A 16,260-nucleotide genomic window follows, 5' to 3' on the forward strand; every position below is an offset into this window, starting at 1 on the left:
TATTATTTTTGTAATGTAAAAAAGAAAGTAGTCCCCTCTCCTACGTTGCTCTCTAACCATATACTTCCTTTATAAAGGTCTACTATTTTCTTAACAATAGAAAGTCCTATACCCGTCGAGTCTTTATGGTTATTAAGTGACTGAAAAATTTTAAATATTTTATCATGGTATTCCTTAGGAATCCCGATTCCATTATCCTTAACCGTAAAGGTATAATGTGTTTTGTTTTCTGTGTATCCTACTTCTATGAAACCTTCTTCTTTATCACAATAACGTATAGCATTACTCATCAAATTCTGAAATAACTGTTGTAACTTGACTTTATCACCATTTACCGTAGGTAAATCTGGATGAATATTTAATGTTATATGTTCTGGACAGTGAAGTAAAGTTTCTATATCTGCTAGTACTTCTTGTAAATTTACTTTTTCTCGAGGTGCATTTTCAGATCCTACACTGGAGTATTCAAGAACATCAGATATAAGCTGCTCCATCTTTTCTAAAGTAGTATCTATCATCTCAAGATGACTCTTTGTTTCTTTAGTGAAGACATCTTCATTATCATCCTTAATCCAATTTACAAGTGCATTTATACTCCTAAGCGGACTTTTAAGATCATGAGAAACTACATGTGCATACTCCTGCAGCTCATCATTACTTTTTTCAAGCTTCTTTAAAAGATTTTCCTTTTGTATCTCTAAACTTTTGAGCTCTGTTATATCGAGGTGTATTCCTATAGAGCCTATGACTTTACCATTAAGATTATAGTTTGGAGCACCACTTATTAGCCAGTGTTTCAATTCACCACTCTTAGTTATAGCATGCACTTCGTATGAATTTGACGCTCCGCTCAACCTATCATTATTCTCTTGAGTGAGTTGTTTTTGAGACGCTGGAGTAAGTAATATCTCCTTCGCTTTTTTACCTAGGAGTTCCTCTTCGGTATAACCAGATAACAATTCAAAACTGTTATTGATCATCAAGACTTCATCATCAAGATTGACCTCAATAAGTCCCAAGTTCATGTTTGCAATAATGTCACTATATTTTTGACGTTCTGCTTCTATGCTTTCGCGAAACTTTCTTCTCAAGGTAACATCTCTATACGTCCAAAGGTGACCTTTATAAATACCTTCTTCATAAATAGGAATAAAATCTCTCTCCAAGATACGACCATCAACTAATTTAAGCTCATCAGATAGCGCTTGTTCTTTTTTTCGCGTAAGCGTATTTATTCTTGATACAAATTCTTCTGGATCTTTAAAAAGATGTTTGCTATCTTCAGCTGCATGCTCGCAGTTTACACCTATAAGTTGCTCTGGACTTGATGGAATATTAAAAAAATCGCAGAAGCGATTATTTGTGATTACAATATTGCGATGCTCATCTTCAAGTAGAATACCACTTTCTAGGTTTAAAATAAGTGCAGATAATCGATTTTCTGAATCTATAAGGCGCTGCTCGGCTGCCTTGTCTTGCGTAATATCCCTTACAATACCTTGAGCAGCGATAGGTTTTCCTTCATCATTAAAAACAATACTTGCATTAATGTGAACCAATTTAATGGATCCTGAAGACATTATTATTTTTATTTGAAAATCTGTTATTGCTCCTTTTGTGGTGAGAACCTCAAAACCTTCAACAACTTTATCATTTTCATCTGGGTGAACAATGTCCCAAAGGTTGAAGTTATCTTCTAGCGTGTACCCAAGAAGTGTAATGGCAGCGTCATTCATTTTGATAACATTGCCAGATAACTCCATAACTACATAGGCATCTACTATGTTTTCAAATACTCCCTCAAGTTCAGAAGTGCGTTCTTTTACAACATCTTCAAGTTTTGAGTTTGAAACTCTTAACTCCTCAGATTTGTGATATAATTCTAATGACTTTTCCTCAAGAATACGCTCGGCTTCTTTTCTAGCGGCCTTTTCACGCGCTAGCGCTCTTTCGTACATCTTAATTTTGGAGTCACTCATATGTTGCTATGCTGAATTTTACTTCGGTTCCGTTTTCTTTTAATTTTTCAACTAAGATAGTAGCTTTTGTATTAAAAAACTCAAAAGTCTTATTCATTAATCCGCGACCGAAGGCATGCATGGCTCTACTTGACTTATAGATCATTACGAGACTTTCTGGAGTCTTCTCTTCTATGGTAAAAGTAGGCAACTCTGCATCTGGATAAATCTTTCTAACTTCCACATGTATGTGGTTTTCTATAGATGAAAGCATCTCTATTGGATCCGTATATTGCTTTAAAAAAGAAGGATAACTTTTCTCTACCACTGAGAAAAAGTGCTCTCCATATACCAGTAATAAATCGTCAATTACAAGTCCCGTTTCCTTACTTAAATTAGTAAGTAAGCTCACCATTTCTGTAAAGCTATACGTTCCTACTGCTGTATAAACACCATTAGAAGGTAGCTCAGATTCATTAAGAATGGTGTCAACCATTTCTAAACCAAATTTTGTTTCAACAAGATCTAAAAACTCTGTAAATACAATTCCTTTCATTATGCTTTGATTAATGCATTCATACTCCAGTACTCTAACGCCGATTTTATTTTCTCAACGTAGTGATCGTACTTCAAAGGTTTGATAATATAACCTGCTACTCCCGTGTCATAACAAGCTAGTATATCCTTGCGGTTACTTGAGGTTGTGAGCATGACTGTAGGTAAAAATCGTAAAATTTCGTCTTTTTTCAAAATCTTCAAGAACTCTATTCCGTTGATTTTTGGCATATTAAGATCGAGAAACAGCACGTCTGGTAAGACCGAGTGGTCTTTAAGTATTTCAAGTGCTTCCTCACCATTTTTTGCCTCTATGAGCTCATGGTTCATTTCTAGCTTTGCTATAGCTCGCTTGAGTTTCATTACCTCAATGGCATCGTCCTCAACGAGCAGTATTCTTAATTTTCTTGTCCCCAAAGTATTGATCTTTATATTTCCAAAGTTGGTCAATTAAAGTCAATATTCTTCAATAATTAAGTTTAACGAGTCCTTTACTATAGACGGATGACGTTTAAGTGTCGACGAGTGGTAAATTACATGTATAATTTATCATTTTTTAAATGAACTACTATTACCGTCCATAAATAGTATTTTCTCAAAAGCTGATATTCATCATATTCTCTGTTTTTGTCATATAGTAATTTTGAAAAAACTCAAAATCAATGTGTACCCTTATATCAAAGTACAATGTGGCAGGACCACGATATACAAGTTATCCTACTGTGCCTTATTGGGATCAAGATAACTTCTCTCTAACCCAGTGGAAAAACACTTTACAAGAAAGCTTTCGCGAAAGCAATACTTCACAAGGAATAAGTCTCTATGTACATTTACCTTATTGTGAGAGTATGTGTACTTTTTGTGGATGTAACAAGCGTATTACAAAGAATCATGATGTTGAGATTCCTTATATACAATCTGTACTTAAGGAACTTGCGATGTACGTAACTTTACTAGGAGACAAGCCGGTGATTAAACAACTACACTTAGGTGGAGGAACTCCTACATTTTTCTCACCAGCACATCTAGAACGTCTTATGGACGGGATTTTTGCACTTACAAAAAAGGTTAGCACTTTTGAACTCAGCTTTGAGGGACACCCTAATAATACTACAAAAGAGCATCTTGAGTCACTATATAACAAAGGGTTTACTAGAGTTTGTTATGGTGTCCAAGACTACAATACAACTGTACAGAAAGCTATAAATCGCGTACAACCATATGCACACGTTCAAAACGCTACAGAAATTGCTCGTGCTACAGGCTATGATTCTGTAGGGCACGATATCATATATGGACTACCTTTCCAGACGCAAGATGATGTTATAAATACCATTAATAAAACCATCTCTCTTCATCCAGACCGTATTGCTTTTTATAGCTATGCTCACGTGCCATGGATAAAAGGAAACGGACAGCGAGGATTTAAGGATGGAGATTTACCTAGCGCAGACCAAAAGAGAATGCAATATGAAATAGGTAAAACAATGCTTATAAAAGCAGGGTATGTCGAGATAGGTATGGATCACTTTGCGCTTAAAACAGATGCTTTATTTGGAGCCCAGCAAGCGGGAACTATACATCGTAATTTTATGGGATATAACGCTAGCAAAACACAGGTTATGATAGGCTTAGGAGTATCTGCCATAAGTGATAGCTGGTATAGTTTTGCTCAGAATGTAAAAAATATAGAAGAGTATCAACAACTTATAGAAGATGGGATTCTACCTATTTTTAGAGGTCATATCCTTACTAAAGAAGATCTTATCATCAGACAACATATTCTTAATTTGATGTGTTCTTTTGAGACTTCCTGGGACGATAATCAAGGGAATTTTGCAGAGCTTCCAGATGTGCTTATAAAATTAAAGGAACTTGAAAACGATGGGCTTCTAGAAATACATGCAAGAAAATTAATTGTTACAGAAAAGGGACGTCCTTTTGTAAGAAATATATGCCTTCCGTTTGACATGAGATTACAGCGCAATAAACCAGAGACTCAGCTATTTTCTATGACTGTTTAAAAGTCACCTCAACATATACTAAAAAAGGGAAGCATTACTGCTTCCCTTTTTTTTATGCTCTTGAAGATTATAAGACCTCATCAAGTTCACGATTATCTTTGCGAACTAATACGATCTTTCTTGTAAGTTAAAAGCCATTGTAATGATATAAATAGGTCGAGACCTTTAAAAACTAAGCAGTTTAATAAAGTACTTGTATATTCTCTTACTATTTGTAATCCTCTACTTTTCATCAGTATCAGATTTTTTTGAGTCTCCCTTTATCATGTTTAGTACGATAAGTACAAGAGTGATACAAACTAAGGCAAATACTCCTATGAGTAGTGCTCCCATTCCCCAGTCTACGAGAAGTATTAAAAAATGTTCCATAATTATAAATGTTTGGTTGTTATTAATGACAAGAATGTTGTGCAGCCACTTTTTCTACACTTACCATCTTTGATGGTGATACGTATGGTATACCAAGACCAAGGCCGCGTACTATAAATAAGACTCCTACGATTACCACAAAAACAGGAATCATTTTAACGATGCGCTGCTTTGCTTTTCCTTTTAAAAAATTACCTAAATAAATAGCAGTGGTCATAAGTGGTATGGTACCTAGTCCAAAAACTGCCATATACAATCCTCCTTCCCAAGCACCACCAGAAGCAAGTGCGCCAAAAATCGCCATATATACAAGTCCGCACGGTAATAAGCCGTTGAGATATCCTATAGTAAAAAACGTACCTGGATCTTTTTTCTTAAGAGCGGTTCCCATGGAGCTCTTTACTTTACCAACTGCCTTATATAATGGTCGTGAGAAGTTGTATTTATTGAAAATTTTAGTGGGTATGAGAATAACTACAATCATAAGTACACCTATGATTATAGATAGTTGCTGCTGGATGCCAAAGAAATTAAAACTTTTACCCACAATCCCAAATACTAAGCCCAAAACACTATAAGTAAGTATACGCCCCGCGTGATAACTCATTAATTGGAAAGCTCTTTTTACAGGACTTTTACGATCTACGGGCAACATAAATGCAATGGGACCACACATTCCCACACAGTGGAAACTGCCCAAAAGACCAAATATGAGTGCAGACCACAGCATTAGTAAACGATTGACTTTTTATACATGTATTCCTCTTCCCCGTCTGTCCACTCTATGATAATGTTCCATCGACCGTCTATCAGCTGATTGTCAGGTATGAGCAAATTAGATCCTGAAATAGCCAAAGGCACTTCAAAATCAAGTTGCTGATTAGACGGTCTGTATAGAAACACTTTTCCTTTATTTGTACTTTCTGAAATAGACGGTGGGAAGGTGAGTAACCACCCTTCTGGCGTGCGTAATCCTGTGATTTCACCCACGAGATTACGCGCATTAGTCTCTGCGTCTATTTCGGTTTGATATGCCATTTCTTTAGCATAATATTCTTCTGTCACAAGATCATGGCTATAATTATCATCTGTGCTCATCGTGATAACCATGTACAGAATAAAGCCCATAAAACAAGCCATCGCCACTAAAATACCCTTTCCCCAGTTCCATTTCATAACTCTTGTGTTTTAGTGATTTCTTGATTATTCTTGAGCGCTTCCATCATCAACTTTGCGCTGCATGCTTCGTTAGTTCCTGGCTGTCCTTTTTTACAGCCATCACAACATTTTTTATGCTCTGTACTCATAGTTTTTTTGTTTTGCTTTCGCGAAAGCGTACTCTTACTTATAACTTCTAGGGCCTAAAAATGCCGTTGTTGTCGTCTCAATCAATTGGTCGCCGCTGTACACTTCTATTTCCAAACGTTCTTTATCGCTTTTAATACCGCTGGCATTGATTTCAATAAATAGTGTTCCCTCTGCTAGTCCCTGTGCATCTACACTGAAACTATTACCAGAAACTACTTCTATAGTCCCTTTATGAGAGCGTAGTTCAAAATGCACATCTTCTATCTCCTCTACCGTTTTATTAACCAGCTTAAAGGTGTAGACATTACTAATCATGTTATTGTCTTTATGCTCATAAAGTTGTCCTGGTAATCTGAGAATGCGAGCTTCTACATCATTACGTAAAAACAACATCCCTATGAGTACCGCAGTAAGTATACCTAGTACGGCAACATACCCCTTGAGACGAGGTGTGAATTTAAATGGCGCTTTCTTTTCAATATTATCTTCACTAGCATAGCGTATAAGACCTTTAGGGAGATTTACCGCTTCCATCATATGATCACAAGCATCTATGCAAGCGGTACAGTTTACACATTCTAACTGTGTACCGTTACGTATGTCTATCCCTGTAGGGCATACATGCACACATGCGAAGCAATCTATACAATCTCCTTTTCCAGTAGATGGTCTGTCTTCATTTTTCTTAAACTTAGCTCTTCCTTCTTCCTTCTCTCCACGTTTATGATCATAAGCAACGATAATAGATTTGTTATCTAGCAACACTCCTTGCAACCTTCCGTAAGGGCAGGCTATGATGCACACCTGCTCTCTAAACCATACAAATATGAAATAGAAAACTCCAGTAAAAATAAGTAGTGATACAAGTGTGCTTGTGTGCTTCTCAGGTCCATCTGTGATGTACCTAATAAGCTGATCGCTCCCTATTAGATACGCAAGAAAAACATTTGCAATTATAAAAGAGATGATAAAAAAGATAGTCCATTTTAAAACTCTCTTTTTGATTTTCTCCTTGTTCCAAGGCATTTTTTTAAGACGTATCTGCTTACCACGATCGCCATCTATCCAGTACTCAATACGACGAAAAACCATTTCCATAAAAATAGTTTGCGGGCAAATCCAGCCACAAAATATTCTACCAAATGCTACCGTAAATAGGATTACAAATACCACCCCAATAATCATCATGATCACAAAGAGATGAAAATCTTGAGGCCAGAATGGATACCCAAAAATATTGAACCTACGCTCCAGCACATTAAACATGAACAGCTGATTCCCTCCTACTTTTATAAACGGTGAGCTAAGTAAGATAGCAAGCAATACATAGCTTACGTACTTGCGGTACTCGTACCATTTCCCACTTGGCTTCTTAGGAAATACCCATGCGCGTTTCCCCTCTTTATCAAGGGTTCCCATAGTATCTCTAAAGTTATCTTTTCCTTGCTCTGCCATTATATATTACTTAGATAAGATTAACAGAAAAATACAGTCTGTATCACCTATGACCTCATGCTCTACCTCTAATGGTATTTCAAAAGTCTCATAGGTGTCTATAGATTTTGAGAAGGTCGCTGTTCTAAAAGTGACCGTTCCCTGTATGATCAAGATTTGCGCTTTGCTAGGTGCTGTATGTTTTTCTAACACCACATCCTTTTTAAGTCCTATTGCTATAATTTTAGTCGTATCATTTTCATAATAAGGCTTCATTATCGGAGCAGTACTTGAACTTAATACAATCGCTATATCTTGAATCATCCGTTTAATATTTAGTTACTCGTTAATTGCACTACTGTGCTATCTGTAACAACATCCTTTATAGGAGCAGCAGGGGCATCTGGATTTACCCATAACTCACCTTCTGACTCCTTAGGCTCTGCTGGAGTGGTGCCTTGTAAGCTTAACACGAAGCTAGCTACTTGCGCCATCTCTGCAGCCTTAAGTTCTGATTTCCATGAGATCATACCTTTACCATCACGACCACCTTCTGAGATAGTTTTGAAGACATTTTTAATTCCTCCACCCAGAATCCAGTGCTGGTCTGTGAGGTTAGGTCCTATACCTCCGCCACCATCTGCTTTATGACAAGCAATACAGTTATTTGTAAAAATGGCTTTACCAGCATTGATATCACTCGCATCTGTGAGGAGTGTTACCGTATTTACATCGACAAGATCTTTTGCCGTTTTTTTCCATTCTTCTATTTCTGCTTTTGCTTCTGCTACAGCAACTTCATATTCTTCGGCTTGGTTGTAGTCGTCTAGTACTTCAAAACGCACTAAGTATATTACTGCAAAGACTATTGATGCGTAGAACATATACACCCACCATGGTGGCAAGTTATTATCAAGCTCTTGTATACCGTCATAGTTATGATCTAGTATAATCTCATGCTCTTGAGCTATCTCTTTACTTCCTAGAGATGCTTTATACTTCTCTTTAATCCACTTAAACTGATTTGCTTCTGCAAGTGCTTCTTGCTCATCAAACTTTGCTTGTGCTTGTGGCTTAAGCGTTTTGTAAAGAACATTGCGCAGCGCAGCCATGCTCACTTCTCCTGCTGTATAAAAAAGCATGATTACGCCTAGTATAGCCCAGACCCACGGTTGCTCTAGAAATATAGAAGTCTCCCCTGTAGTCCCTATGTAATCTATGAGGAAATATCCTAATAGTGAAAAGCCTAGTATTCTTAAAAATGATGCTGTGGTTCTCATTCTTCTATAGTATTTACGTTGAGTGTATCATCATTAAGCGGGATGTTACTTACCTCTGTGATGTGTGCTTTCTTTGCTGTAAATACCCAAAAGAATAGTGCAGCAAAAAAGATGAAAAATATGAGTAATGATACTATAGGATAGATCTCCACTCCATCTATATTTTCTAAGTTTCCTTTTATAAATTTAAACATGGTGCTAGTCGTTTAAGATGGATGTAGTACCATCTGCGTTTTTAACTTTAATATCTGTTCCTAGTCGCTGTATGTAAGCTATAAGAGCTACCACCTCACGGTTACGCATCTCCACAAAGTCTTCACCGTTTTCTTCGGCATACTTTTTATCTGCCTCATAAGTTTTTGCAAAGTCTGGATCTGAGTAGAGGTTCTTCTCTATAGCTATTCCTTGTGCGGTCATAGACTCTTGAGCATTTGCAATATCTTCTGGAGTGTATGGTACTCCTAAGGTTACCATTGCTTCCATTTTTGTCTCTGTGAGATCTTTATCGAGTTCTCTACGTAATAACCATTTATAAGATGGCATTATAGAACCAGACGAAGTACTTTGTGGATCATAGAAGTGATTTAAGTGCCAGTTATCACTGTACTTTCCTCCTACACGCATAAGATCTGGTCCAGTACGCTTACTTCCCCATAAGAATGGGTGATCATACACATACTCTCCCGCTTTTGAGTATTCTCCATAGCGCTCTACCTCACTTCTAAATGGTCGTACCATTTGAGAGTGACACCCTACACACCCTTCACGTATATAAATATCTCTACCCTGTAGCTCTAGTGGTGAATATGGTTTCACACTTGATATCACTGGGATATAATCATCAACAATAAGTGATGGTATAATTTGCACCATACCTCCAATAAGAATAGCGATAGTTGCAAAAATGGTAAGCTTTACCGGGCGTCTTTCTAACCATGTGTGGTATCCTTCTTTTGAAGTACGTTTTTTAGTTACTGTAGATAAAGGCGCAGCTTCTGCAAGTTCATCTGTAACATTTTTCCCTGCGCGAGCAGTCATGATCATATTATAAACACCTATAAGGGCTCCTACAATAAACATACTACCACCTATAGCACGCATCCAGTACATAGGGATAATCTCACTTACTGTTTCTAAGAAGTTACCGTAGGTAAGCGTTCCATCTGGATTAAATTGTTTCCACATAAAGGCTTGTACAAAACCAGCAACATACATAGGTAATGCATATAGTATAATACCTAACGTTCCTATCCAGAAGTGGAAGTTAGCTAACTTAGTAGACCATAATTTTGTCTTGAATAATTTTGGAACCATCCAGTATACCATACCAAATGTGAAGAAACCGTTCCAGGCAAGTGCTCCTACGTGTACGTGAGCAATAATCCAATCACTAAAGTGAGCTATCGCATTTACATTCTTAAGCGAGAGCATAGGCCCTTCAAAGGTTGCCATACCATAACCTGTAATCGCAACAACCATAAATTTAAGAACAGGATCTGTACGTACTTTATCCCACGCTCCACGTAGAGTAAGTAGTCCGTTTATCATTCCTCCCCATGATGGAGCAAGAAGCATGATGGAGAATGCAACACCAAGATTCTGTGCCCAGTCTGGTAGTGCAGAATATAATAAGTGGTGAGGACCCGCCCAGATATAGATAAATATAAGTGACCAGAAGTGTACAATAGAAAGTCTGTAAGAATACACAGGTCTATTTGCCGCCTTAGGTACAAAGTAATACATCAACCCTAAGAAAGGCGTAGTTAAGAAAAATGCAACCGCATTGTGACCGTACCACCACTGTACTAGTGCATCTTGTACTCCAGCATACATCGAGTAACTTTTAAGAGCACTCACTGGCAGCTCCATACTATTTACAATATGCAGTACTGCAACGGTAACAAAAGTTGCTAGGTAAAACCAGATAGCAACATATAAGTGACGCTGTCTTCTTTTAAGGATAGTACCTATCAAATTGGCTCCAAAAGCTACCCATATAAGAGCAATCGCAATATCAAATGGCCATTCTAGCTCTGCATATTCTTTTGATGTAGTAAACCCTAGTGGAAGTGTAATTGCTGCTCCCACGATAATGGCTTGCCATCCCCAGAAGTTTACATTACTGAGCCAGTCTTTCCACATACGAGCTTTAAGCAAACGCTGTGAAGAATAATATACACCTGCAAAAATAGCGTTACCTACAAAGGCAAAGATGACTGCATTAGTGTGTAACGGACGTAAACGCCCAAAACTTAACCACGAGATGCCGTCTGTTACATTAGGGAATAAAAACATAAAGGCTAGAAGTAGCCCTATGCTCATCCCTACGATGCCCCAGAACATTGTAGCCACTATAAATTTTCGTACGATTTTGTTATCGTAATAGAATTGTTGTACTTCCATAGTTTGATTAGTTACTCTTTTATTTGGATGGATTTTTCAATAATATCAGGCGTTGTAGGAGCACTTTTTTCTTTTACTAACTCGTCATCAAAAAGCATACGCACAGATGGCGTATAGGTGTCATCATATTGTCCCTTCTTTACAGACACAATAAATGCGACAAAAAAGACGAGAGCAACAACAACGCTGATTGCGAGAAGCATATAAATAATACTCATACCTACCTGAATTATGGTGTAAAATTAAGATTGAAGTTGTTTTTGAATTATGACAATTGTCAGTTTTAGATAAATAGTTTTGGATATGCTTTCGCGAAAAATGCTTTCCTTAAAGCTTATCTTTTTGCACGTAAGATTATCTCTTAAAACATAGACTAGTCATAATGCTAGCGGCACTTACACTTCCACATACAAAAGCGCTACTTGCGCACTTTGTGATACTTTTTTAAGTCTGTTGAGTATAGGTCCTGCGCCATTTGTAGCACAAGGACAACTCATCATAAACTGCTGTTCAAAACGAGTAATCGCATTTACATACATATTAAGCATGGAAGCAATGCCTAGGCTCACCGTGCTACACACAGATGATCGTCCATATAAGCCACTTTGCAAGCTGTAAATTCGCTTTTCGGTGTCTCTCACCCAACTATTAAAAACCGTCTCATCTGCACCTTTATGTGCAGATTTATGAAAAAGACTTATGAGATCACGCTCCGTATAAGATGCTTTTTTAAATGCTACTTGAGCAAGTTGAGGTGTACTTTGTACATTAATAATACTGTTCATATTATAGTTTTTTTGATGTGAGACTTCCACCCATAAAATGAGTAGCAATCGTTGTAAATAAGACGATACTTATAGAGCTAAGCGGCATTAAAATAGCAGCAACTACGGGAGCAAGATTGCCCGTAACAGCAAAGCCTAAGCCTATAAGATTATAGAATAATGAGAATATAAAAGCATACTTAATGATGCTCACTCCCTTGTGTGAGAGTTTTAAGAAAGTTGCAATATCTGTAAACCTTGAAGCGTCTAGAATACCGTCACAAGCTGGAGAGAAAACATTGACATTCTCAGAGATAGAAATACCCACATGACTCTGCGCTAGCGCTCCTGCGTCATTAAGTCCATCACCCACCATTAAGACATTCTTTCCTTGCTCTTGCAAGCCTTTTATAAAGTCTAATTTATCTCCAGGTTTCTGATTAAATAAAAGTGTGGCGTTCTCAGGCAGTATCTGTGATAGAAAAGTACGTTCTCCAGCATTATCTCCAGAAAGAATAATAACCTCGTAGTTACTTTTTAATTCACTAAAAAGCGATTGCACACCTTCTCTGTACTCATTATAAAAAAGGTAGCATCCTTTATATTCATTATCTGTACTTATATGCACAGCCGTGCGCTCTACGCCTGCTGCTGGAAAAACCGCTTGAGTAGTCGCTACAAATCCGTAAGAACCTACTTTAATCGTATGATTATTGTGAGTTCCTATAATTCCTTGTCCTACCTCTTCGGTAAAGGAGTCAAGTGTTTTTATATCGTGAGATTCTAGTAAGTCATAAAGCGATCTACTCAAGGGATGGTTTGAAGCTCTCAGCGTGCTTGTCAATAGCGATTCTTCTTTTGGTGTAAGCGCCACACCTTCATAAGTGATTACACTTTTTGCACTTGTGGTAAGCGTTCCCGTTTTATCAAAGACTATTGTGTCTATGGGAGCAAGCTGCTCAATAACGCCGCTATTTTTTAAATACAGTTTATGTCTCCCAAAAATGCGCAGTACATTACCTAATGTAAATGGAGCCGCCAGTGCAATAGCACAAGGGCAAGCCACAATGAGAACTGCGGTAAATACTTGAAGTGCTTTTGAGGTATCTATAAATAACCAGCAACCTGTTGCGATAATAGCAATGATGAGCAAACTCACTGTAAAACGCCTACTTATACTATCTGTGAGGGTTTCAAAAACGGTCTGTCTTCCTTTTGAGAATATTTCGTTAGACCATAATTGTGTGAGGTAACTTTGGGCAACTGGCTTGAGCACCTCAACTTCAATAGATCCCGCTTGTTGCCTACCACCAGCAAATAACTGATCGCCAGATTTTTTGGCTACTGGTTCTGCTTCTCCTGTGACAAAACTGTAATCTATGAGCGCATTTCCGTTAATCAAGACGCCATCTACAGGTAATAACTCACTGTTGCGTATTAAAATTCGGTCGCCTTTCTTAAGGTCGTATACTTGTGTTTGCTCTTCCTTTCTTGAAGGTTGCGCTTTCGCGAAAGCGTTATCATCCTTATATAATCGTGTTACAGCAATAGGAAAGTACGACTTATAGTCACGCTCAAAAGAGAGGTATGCATAGGTCTTTTGCTGAAAGAACTTACCCAGCAACAAGAAGAATACAAGTCCCGCCATACTATCAAAAAATCCCGAACCCCAATCCATCAAAATCTCAACGGTAGATCTGATAAATAGTACAGAAATACCAATAGCGATAGGCACGTCTATATTGAGGATGTTGGACCGCAATCCTTTGTAGGCAGAGACAAAATAGTCACGTCCTGAGTAAAAGGCTACCGGAATAGCAAACAAGAGCATTAACCCTCTGAAAACATACTTATACTTATCTAGCCAAAACTCACTTACCTCAAAATACTCCGGAAATGATAGAAACATAATATTTCCAAAAGCAAACCCAGCCACACCTAGCTTATACGTCAAGCTCCTGTCTACCGTCTTTTTCTTCTTTGTGGTATCATCTAACGAAATGTAAGGTTCGTAGCCTATCCTTGCTAGAAGGATAACCAGATCTTGTAGTGACAACTCCTTAGATGTGTAAGTGATTCTTATGGTTTTCTTAGGGAAATCTACTTGCGCGGTTTTGACCGCAGGATTCAATTTGTTAAGATTTTCTAGCACCCAGATGCAAGAGCTACAGTGTATGGTAGGGATTAATAAGGATACAACTTGTGTTCCTTGCTCATCAAACTCTAAAAGTTTGGCAACTACTTGTTCATTTTCTAAAAAGTCAAACTTACCTTCTTGAAGTAGCGGAGACGTACCTGGTGTATTCTCAAGGTCGTAGTAGTACGACATATCGTTATCGCTCAATATGTCATACACCGTCTTACAACCGTGACAACAAAACGATTTTTCTTGATGGTGTATCACTGTTGTACAGGGATCACCACAATGGAAACAATTATCCATAATTCTAATTTGCTCAGACTTTTAAAAAGTCCATTATACCTATGGCAAATTTGAGATTATGTTGGTTTTTAAATTATGACAAATATCATTTTTAGAAGATTTTTATAAATTAATTGGGCAATTTTCGAGCTATTAATGAGTACTGAAGAAGTCATCCCAAAAGCTGATTTATATCATCTTTTTCAAGCAAGCCATCAGCTACTTTTGAGAAATCATTAAAACCTAAAAGATGAAAAAGAGAACGCCCGTTTCTAGCATAATGACCTCAAATATGGTCACACTACATAAAACTGACTCATTAGAGCATGCCGAGCAACTTTTTAAAAATCATAGTATAAGACATATTCCTGTAGTAGACGGTAATAATATTATAGGTATCTTGAGCTATACAGATCTATTGAGAATAAGCTTTGCAGATGCAATAGATGAAGATGAGCAAGATGTAGATACCATCGTCTATAATATGTTTACCATCGAGCAAGTAATGGCAAAAAAACTTGTGACCGTAACCACAGATACAACCGTAAAGGAAGTGGCACAAATTCTTGCTAGCAAAGAGTTTCACGCACTCCCAGTACTACAAAACAATACACTAGTAGGGATTGTTACCACTACAGACTTAATAAATTATTTACTAGATCAATTTTAGAACATAGCTCTATAAAATCATAAAGAGGATATTGCTGTGTGCGATTATCCTCTTTTTCTGTGCTCACTTTTAAATAGTTACAAAAATTATTATCTTTAGTAGAAAAGATAACTATGAAAATTACAGCAATGCACTGGGTAGCGATCACAACCCTACTTTTGATTACAGTCACCATTTTTGCAACAATGAATCTAGCTTTTAACTGGATATTTTATATTACCATGCTAGGTCAAGCATCTGTGGTGGTAATGGTTTACAAAGTTCTTAAGGACAACTATGTTACTGATAAAACTTTTAAGGATAGGTATGAGGACTTCCCACAACGAGGACGTTCTTAAAGTTTAAAAGTTTTATAAAAATTACGCTAGCAACTTGTGGTACTAAAATCGCAGGTTGCTAGCGTTATAAATTATACGCTTAATAATCGACAGGTCCTATTATTAATAATTCTTGCTCTTCAAGCGCCCATACTAACATGCTTATATAATCTTTAATCGCCTTACGGTCGTTATCTGGCTCTGTGACGTCTATAGATCCTTTCCAGATAATCTCACGTTCCTTGGTCGGGCAGATGCAGTACAGTGCACTCTCTGCATGATAGACTGTATACTTTTGCATCTCTTCATCCTCCACATAAATTCCTTGATGTGCATAATAATCGTCCTCAAAACCATTTACACTTTTATCCCAGTTGCGATAAGACTGCACGAGCGTCACCTTATCTTCTGCTCCTAATACTTTTGAAACTAGAATGGCGTCAAATCCCTCTGAGAGCATGGCTCTCTCAAGGTCTCCTAGCTCTTCTTCTGTGCGCGGTCTAGAGGTGAATTCTGGATTAAAAAAAGCATCACTTCCTACCGCGTTAACTCCTTTATCTTTAAGAAGATCTACTAATCGTTTTTCAAACAGTTTTCGGTTTTTTACATCGCTGGTCATTGCAAGCACAAGCACTTTCTCTGCTTGAAAAACATCGATATCTGGATTTTTCCAATTTTCAATAAGCTCTGAGCTGTTACAACTTTGCAACAGACTTATTATACATATACTCACACACACTAAAAATACTCTCATCT

Annotated in this window: 19 protein-coding genes; 3 read left to right on the forward strand and 16 right to left on the reverse strand. The window is 37.4% G+C overall.

What is annotated here, in order from left to right; all coding sequences use genetic code 11:
* Nucleotides 1–2: 2 nt before the first annotated feature.
* From JM84_RS11270 to JM84_RS11280, 3 genes are read right to left on the reverse strand one after another with little or no spacing between them, the layout of a single operon-like run.
* Nucleotides 3–1,979 carry a PAS domain-containing sensor histidine kinase gene (locus tag JM84_RS11270; protein ID WP_186439121.1) on the reverse strand — a complete coding sequence of 659 codons (1,977 nt, stop codon included), beginning with the start codon at nt 1,977–1,979 and terminating at the stop codon, nt 3–5.
* Nucleotides 1,972–2,514, reverse strand: coding sequence for a heme NO-binding domain-containing protein (locus tag JM84_RS11275; RefSeq protein ID WP_013751863.1), 543 nt, complete (start codon nt 2,512–2,514; stop codon nt 1,972–1,974). Before JM84_RS11275 ends, JM84_RS11270 begins: the two co-directional genes overlap by 8 nt.
* Nucleotides 2,514–2,930, reverse strand: coding sequence for a response regulator (locus JM84_RS11280; RefSeq protein ID WP_144784310.1), 417 nt, complete (start codon nt 2,928–2,930; stop codon nt 2,514–2,516). Before JM84_RS11280 ends, JM84_RS11275 begins: the two co-directional genes overlap by 1 nt.
* Nucleotides 2,931–3,175: 245 nt before the next feature.
* Between JM84_RS11280 and hemN the strand changes: the two genes are divergently transcribed.
* Nucleotides 3,176–4,537 carry an oxygen-independent coproporphyrinogen III oxidase gene (gene hemN / locus JM84_RS11285; protein WP_144784311.1) on the forward strand — a complete coding sequence of 454 codons (1,362 nt, stop codon included), beginning with the start codon at nt 3,176–3,178 and terminating at the stop codon, nt 4,535–4,537.
* 222 nt (nt 4,538–4,759) lie between these two features.
* Here hemN and JM84_RS15400 read toward each other — a convergent pair whose 3' ends face one another.
* The 12 genes from JM84_RS15400 to JM84_RS11335 all read right to left on the reverse strand — a co-directional run bounded on the left by JM84_RS15400 (nt 4,760) and on the right by JM84_RS11335 (nt 14,538).
* Nucleotides 4,760–4,906, reverse strand: a complete 147-nt coding sequence (locus JM84_RS15400; RefSeq protein WP_013751859.1) for a hypothetical protein — start codon at nt 4,904–4,906, stop codon at nt 4,760–4,762.
* A 22-nt stretch (nt 4,907–4,928) separates the two neighbouring features.
* Entirely contained in the window at nt 4,929–5,636 is a 708-nt protein-coding gene (locus tag JM84_RS11290; RefSeq protein ID WP_013751858.1) for a sulfite exporter TauE/SafE family protein, read from the reverse strand.
* Nucleotides 5,636–6,082, reverse strand: a complete 447-nt coding sequence (locus JM84_RS11295) for a FixH family protein (protein WP_144784313.1) — start codon at nt 6,080–6,082, stop codon at nt 5,636–5,638. The genes JM84_RS11290 and JM84_RS11295 overlap by 1 nt, the downstream gene beginning before the upstream one ends.
* Complete coding sequence (locus JM84_RS15490; protein ID WP_261375735.1) at nt 6,079–6,213, reverse strand: hypothetical protein; 135 nt, start codon at nt 6,211–6,213, stop codon at nt 6,079–6,081. Before JM84_RS15490 ends, JM84_RS11295 begins: the two co-directional genes overlap by 4 nt.
* 34 nt (nt 6,214–6,247) lie before the next feature.
* The gene (ccoG, locus tag JM84_RS11300) at nt 6,248–7,669 is read right to left on the reverse strand and encodes a cytochrome c oxidase accessory protein CcoG (RefSeq protein ID WP_144784315.1); all 1,422 of its coding nucleotides are present in this window, start codon (nt 7,667–7,669) and stop codon (nt 6,248–6,250) included.
* 6 nt (nt 7,670–7,675) lie between these two features.
* Nucleotides 7,676–7,972 carry a hypothetical protein gene (locus tag JM84_RS11305; protein WP_013751854.1) on the reverse strand — a complete coding sequence of 99 codons (297 nt, stop codon included), beginning with the start codon at nt 7,970–7,972 and terminating at the stop codon, nt 7,676–7,678.
* An 11-nt stretch (nt 7,973–7,983) separates the two neighbouring features.
* Complete coding sequence (locus tag JM84_RS11310; protein ID WP_144784317.1) at nt 7,984–8,928, reverse strand: cbb3-type cytochrome c oxidase N-terminal domain-containing protein; 945 nt, start codon at nt 8,926–8,928, stop codon at nt 7,984–7,986.
* A complete protein-coding gene (locus JM84_RS11315; RefSeq protein ID WP_013751852.1) occupies nt 8,925–9,122 on the reverse strand; it encodes a CcoQ/FixQ family Cbb3-type cytochrome c oxidase assembly chaperone in 198 nt (65 codons plus the stop codon). Before JM84_RS11315 ends, JM84_RS11310 begins: the two co-directional genes overlap by 4 nt.
* A 4-nt stretch (nt 9,123–9,126) precedes the next feature.
* Nucleotides 9,127–11,331 carry a cytochrome-c oxidase, cbb3-type subunit I gene (gene ccoN, locus JM84_RS11320; protein WP_144784319.1) on the reverse strand — a complete coding sequence of 735 codons (2,205 nt, stop codon included), beginning with the start codon at nt 11,329–11,331 and terminating at the stop codon, nt 9,127–9,129.
* 11 nt (nt 11,332–11,342) lie between these two features.
* Nucleotides 11,343–11,549, reverse strand: coding sequence for a cbb3-type cytochrome oxidase assembly protein CcoS (ccoS, locus tag JM84_RS11325; RefSeq protein ID WP_013751850.1), 207 nt, complete (start codon nt 11,547–11,549; stop codon nt 11,343–11,345).
* Between the two features lie 177 nt (nt 11,550–11,726).
* On the reverse strand, nt 11,727–12,116 hold the full coding sequence (locus tag JM84_RS11330) for a hypothetical protein (RefSeq protein WP_144784321.1): 390 nt from the start codon (nt 12,114–12,116) through the stop codon (nt 11,727–11,729).
* 1 nt (nt 12,117) lies between these two features.
* Nucleotides 12,118–14,538 (reverse strand): heavy metal translocating P-type ATPase, encoded by a 2,421-nt coding sequence (locus JM84_RS11335; RefSeq protein ID WP_144784324.1) that lies wholly within the window; start codon nt 14,536–14,538, stop codon nt 12,118–12,120.
* 229 nt (nt 14,539–14,767) lie between these two features.
* Between JM84_RS11335 and JM84_RS11340 the strand changes: the two genes are divergently transcribed.
* On the forward strand, nt 14,768–15,187 hold the full coding sequence (locus JM84_RS11340; protein ID WP_144784326.1) for a CBS domain-containing protein: 420 nt from the start codon (nt 14,768–14,770) through the stop codon (nt 15,185–15,187).
* Nucleotides 15,188–15,300: 113 nt separating this feature from the next.
* A complete protein-coding gene (locus JM84_RS11345) occupies nt 15,301–15,525 on the forward strand; it encodes a hypothetical protein (protein WP_186439122.1) in 225 nt (74 codons plus the stop codon).
* A 79-nt stretch (nt 15,526–15,604) separates the two neighbouring features.
* Here JM84_RS11345 and JM84_RS11350 read toward each other — a convergent pair whose 3' ends face one another.
* Nucleotides 15,605–16,258, reverse strand: coding sequence for a hypothetical protein (locus JM84_RS11350; protein WP_144784328.1), 654 nt, complete (start codon nt 16,256–16,258; stop codon nt 15,605–15,607).
* Nucleotides 16,259–16,260: the final 2 nt, after the last annotated feature.

The organism is Dokdonia sp. Hel_I_63, assembly GCF_007827285.1.
Classification (GTDB): domain Bacteria; phylum Bacteroidota; class Bacteroidia; order Flavobacteriales; family Flavobacteriaceae; genus Dokdonia.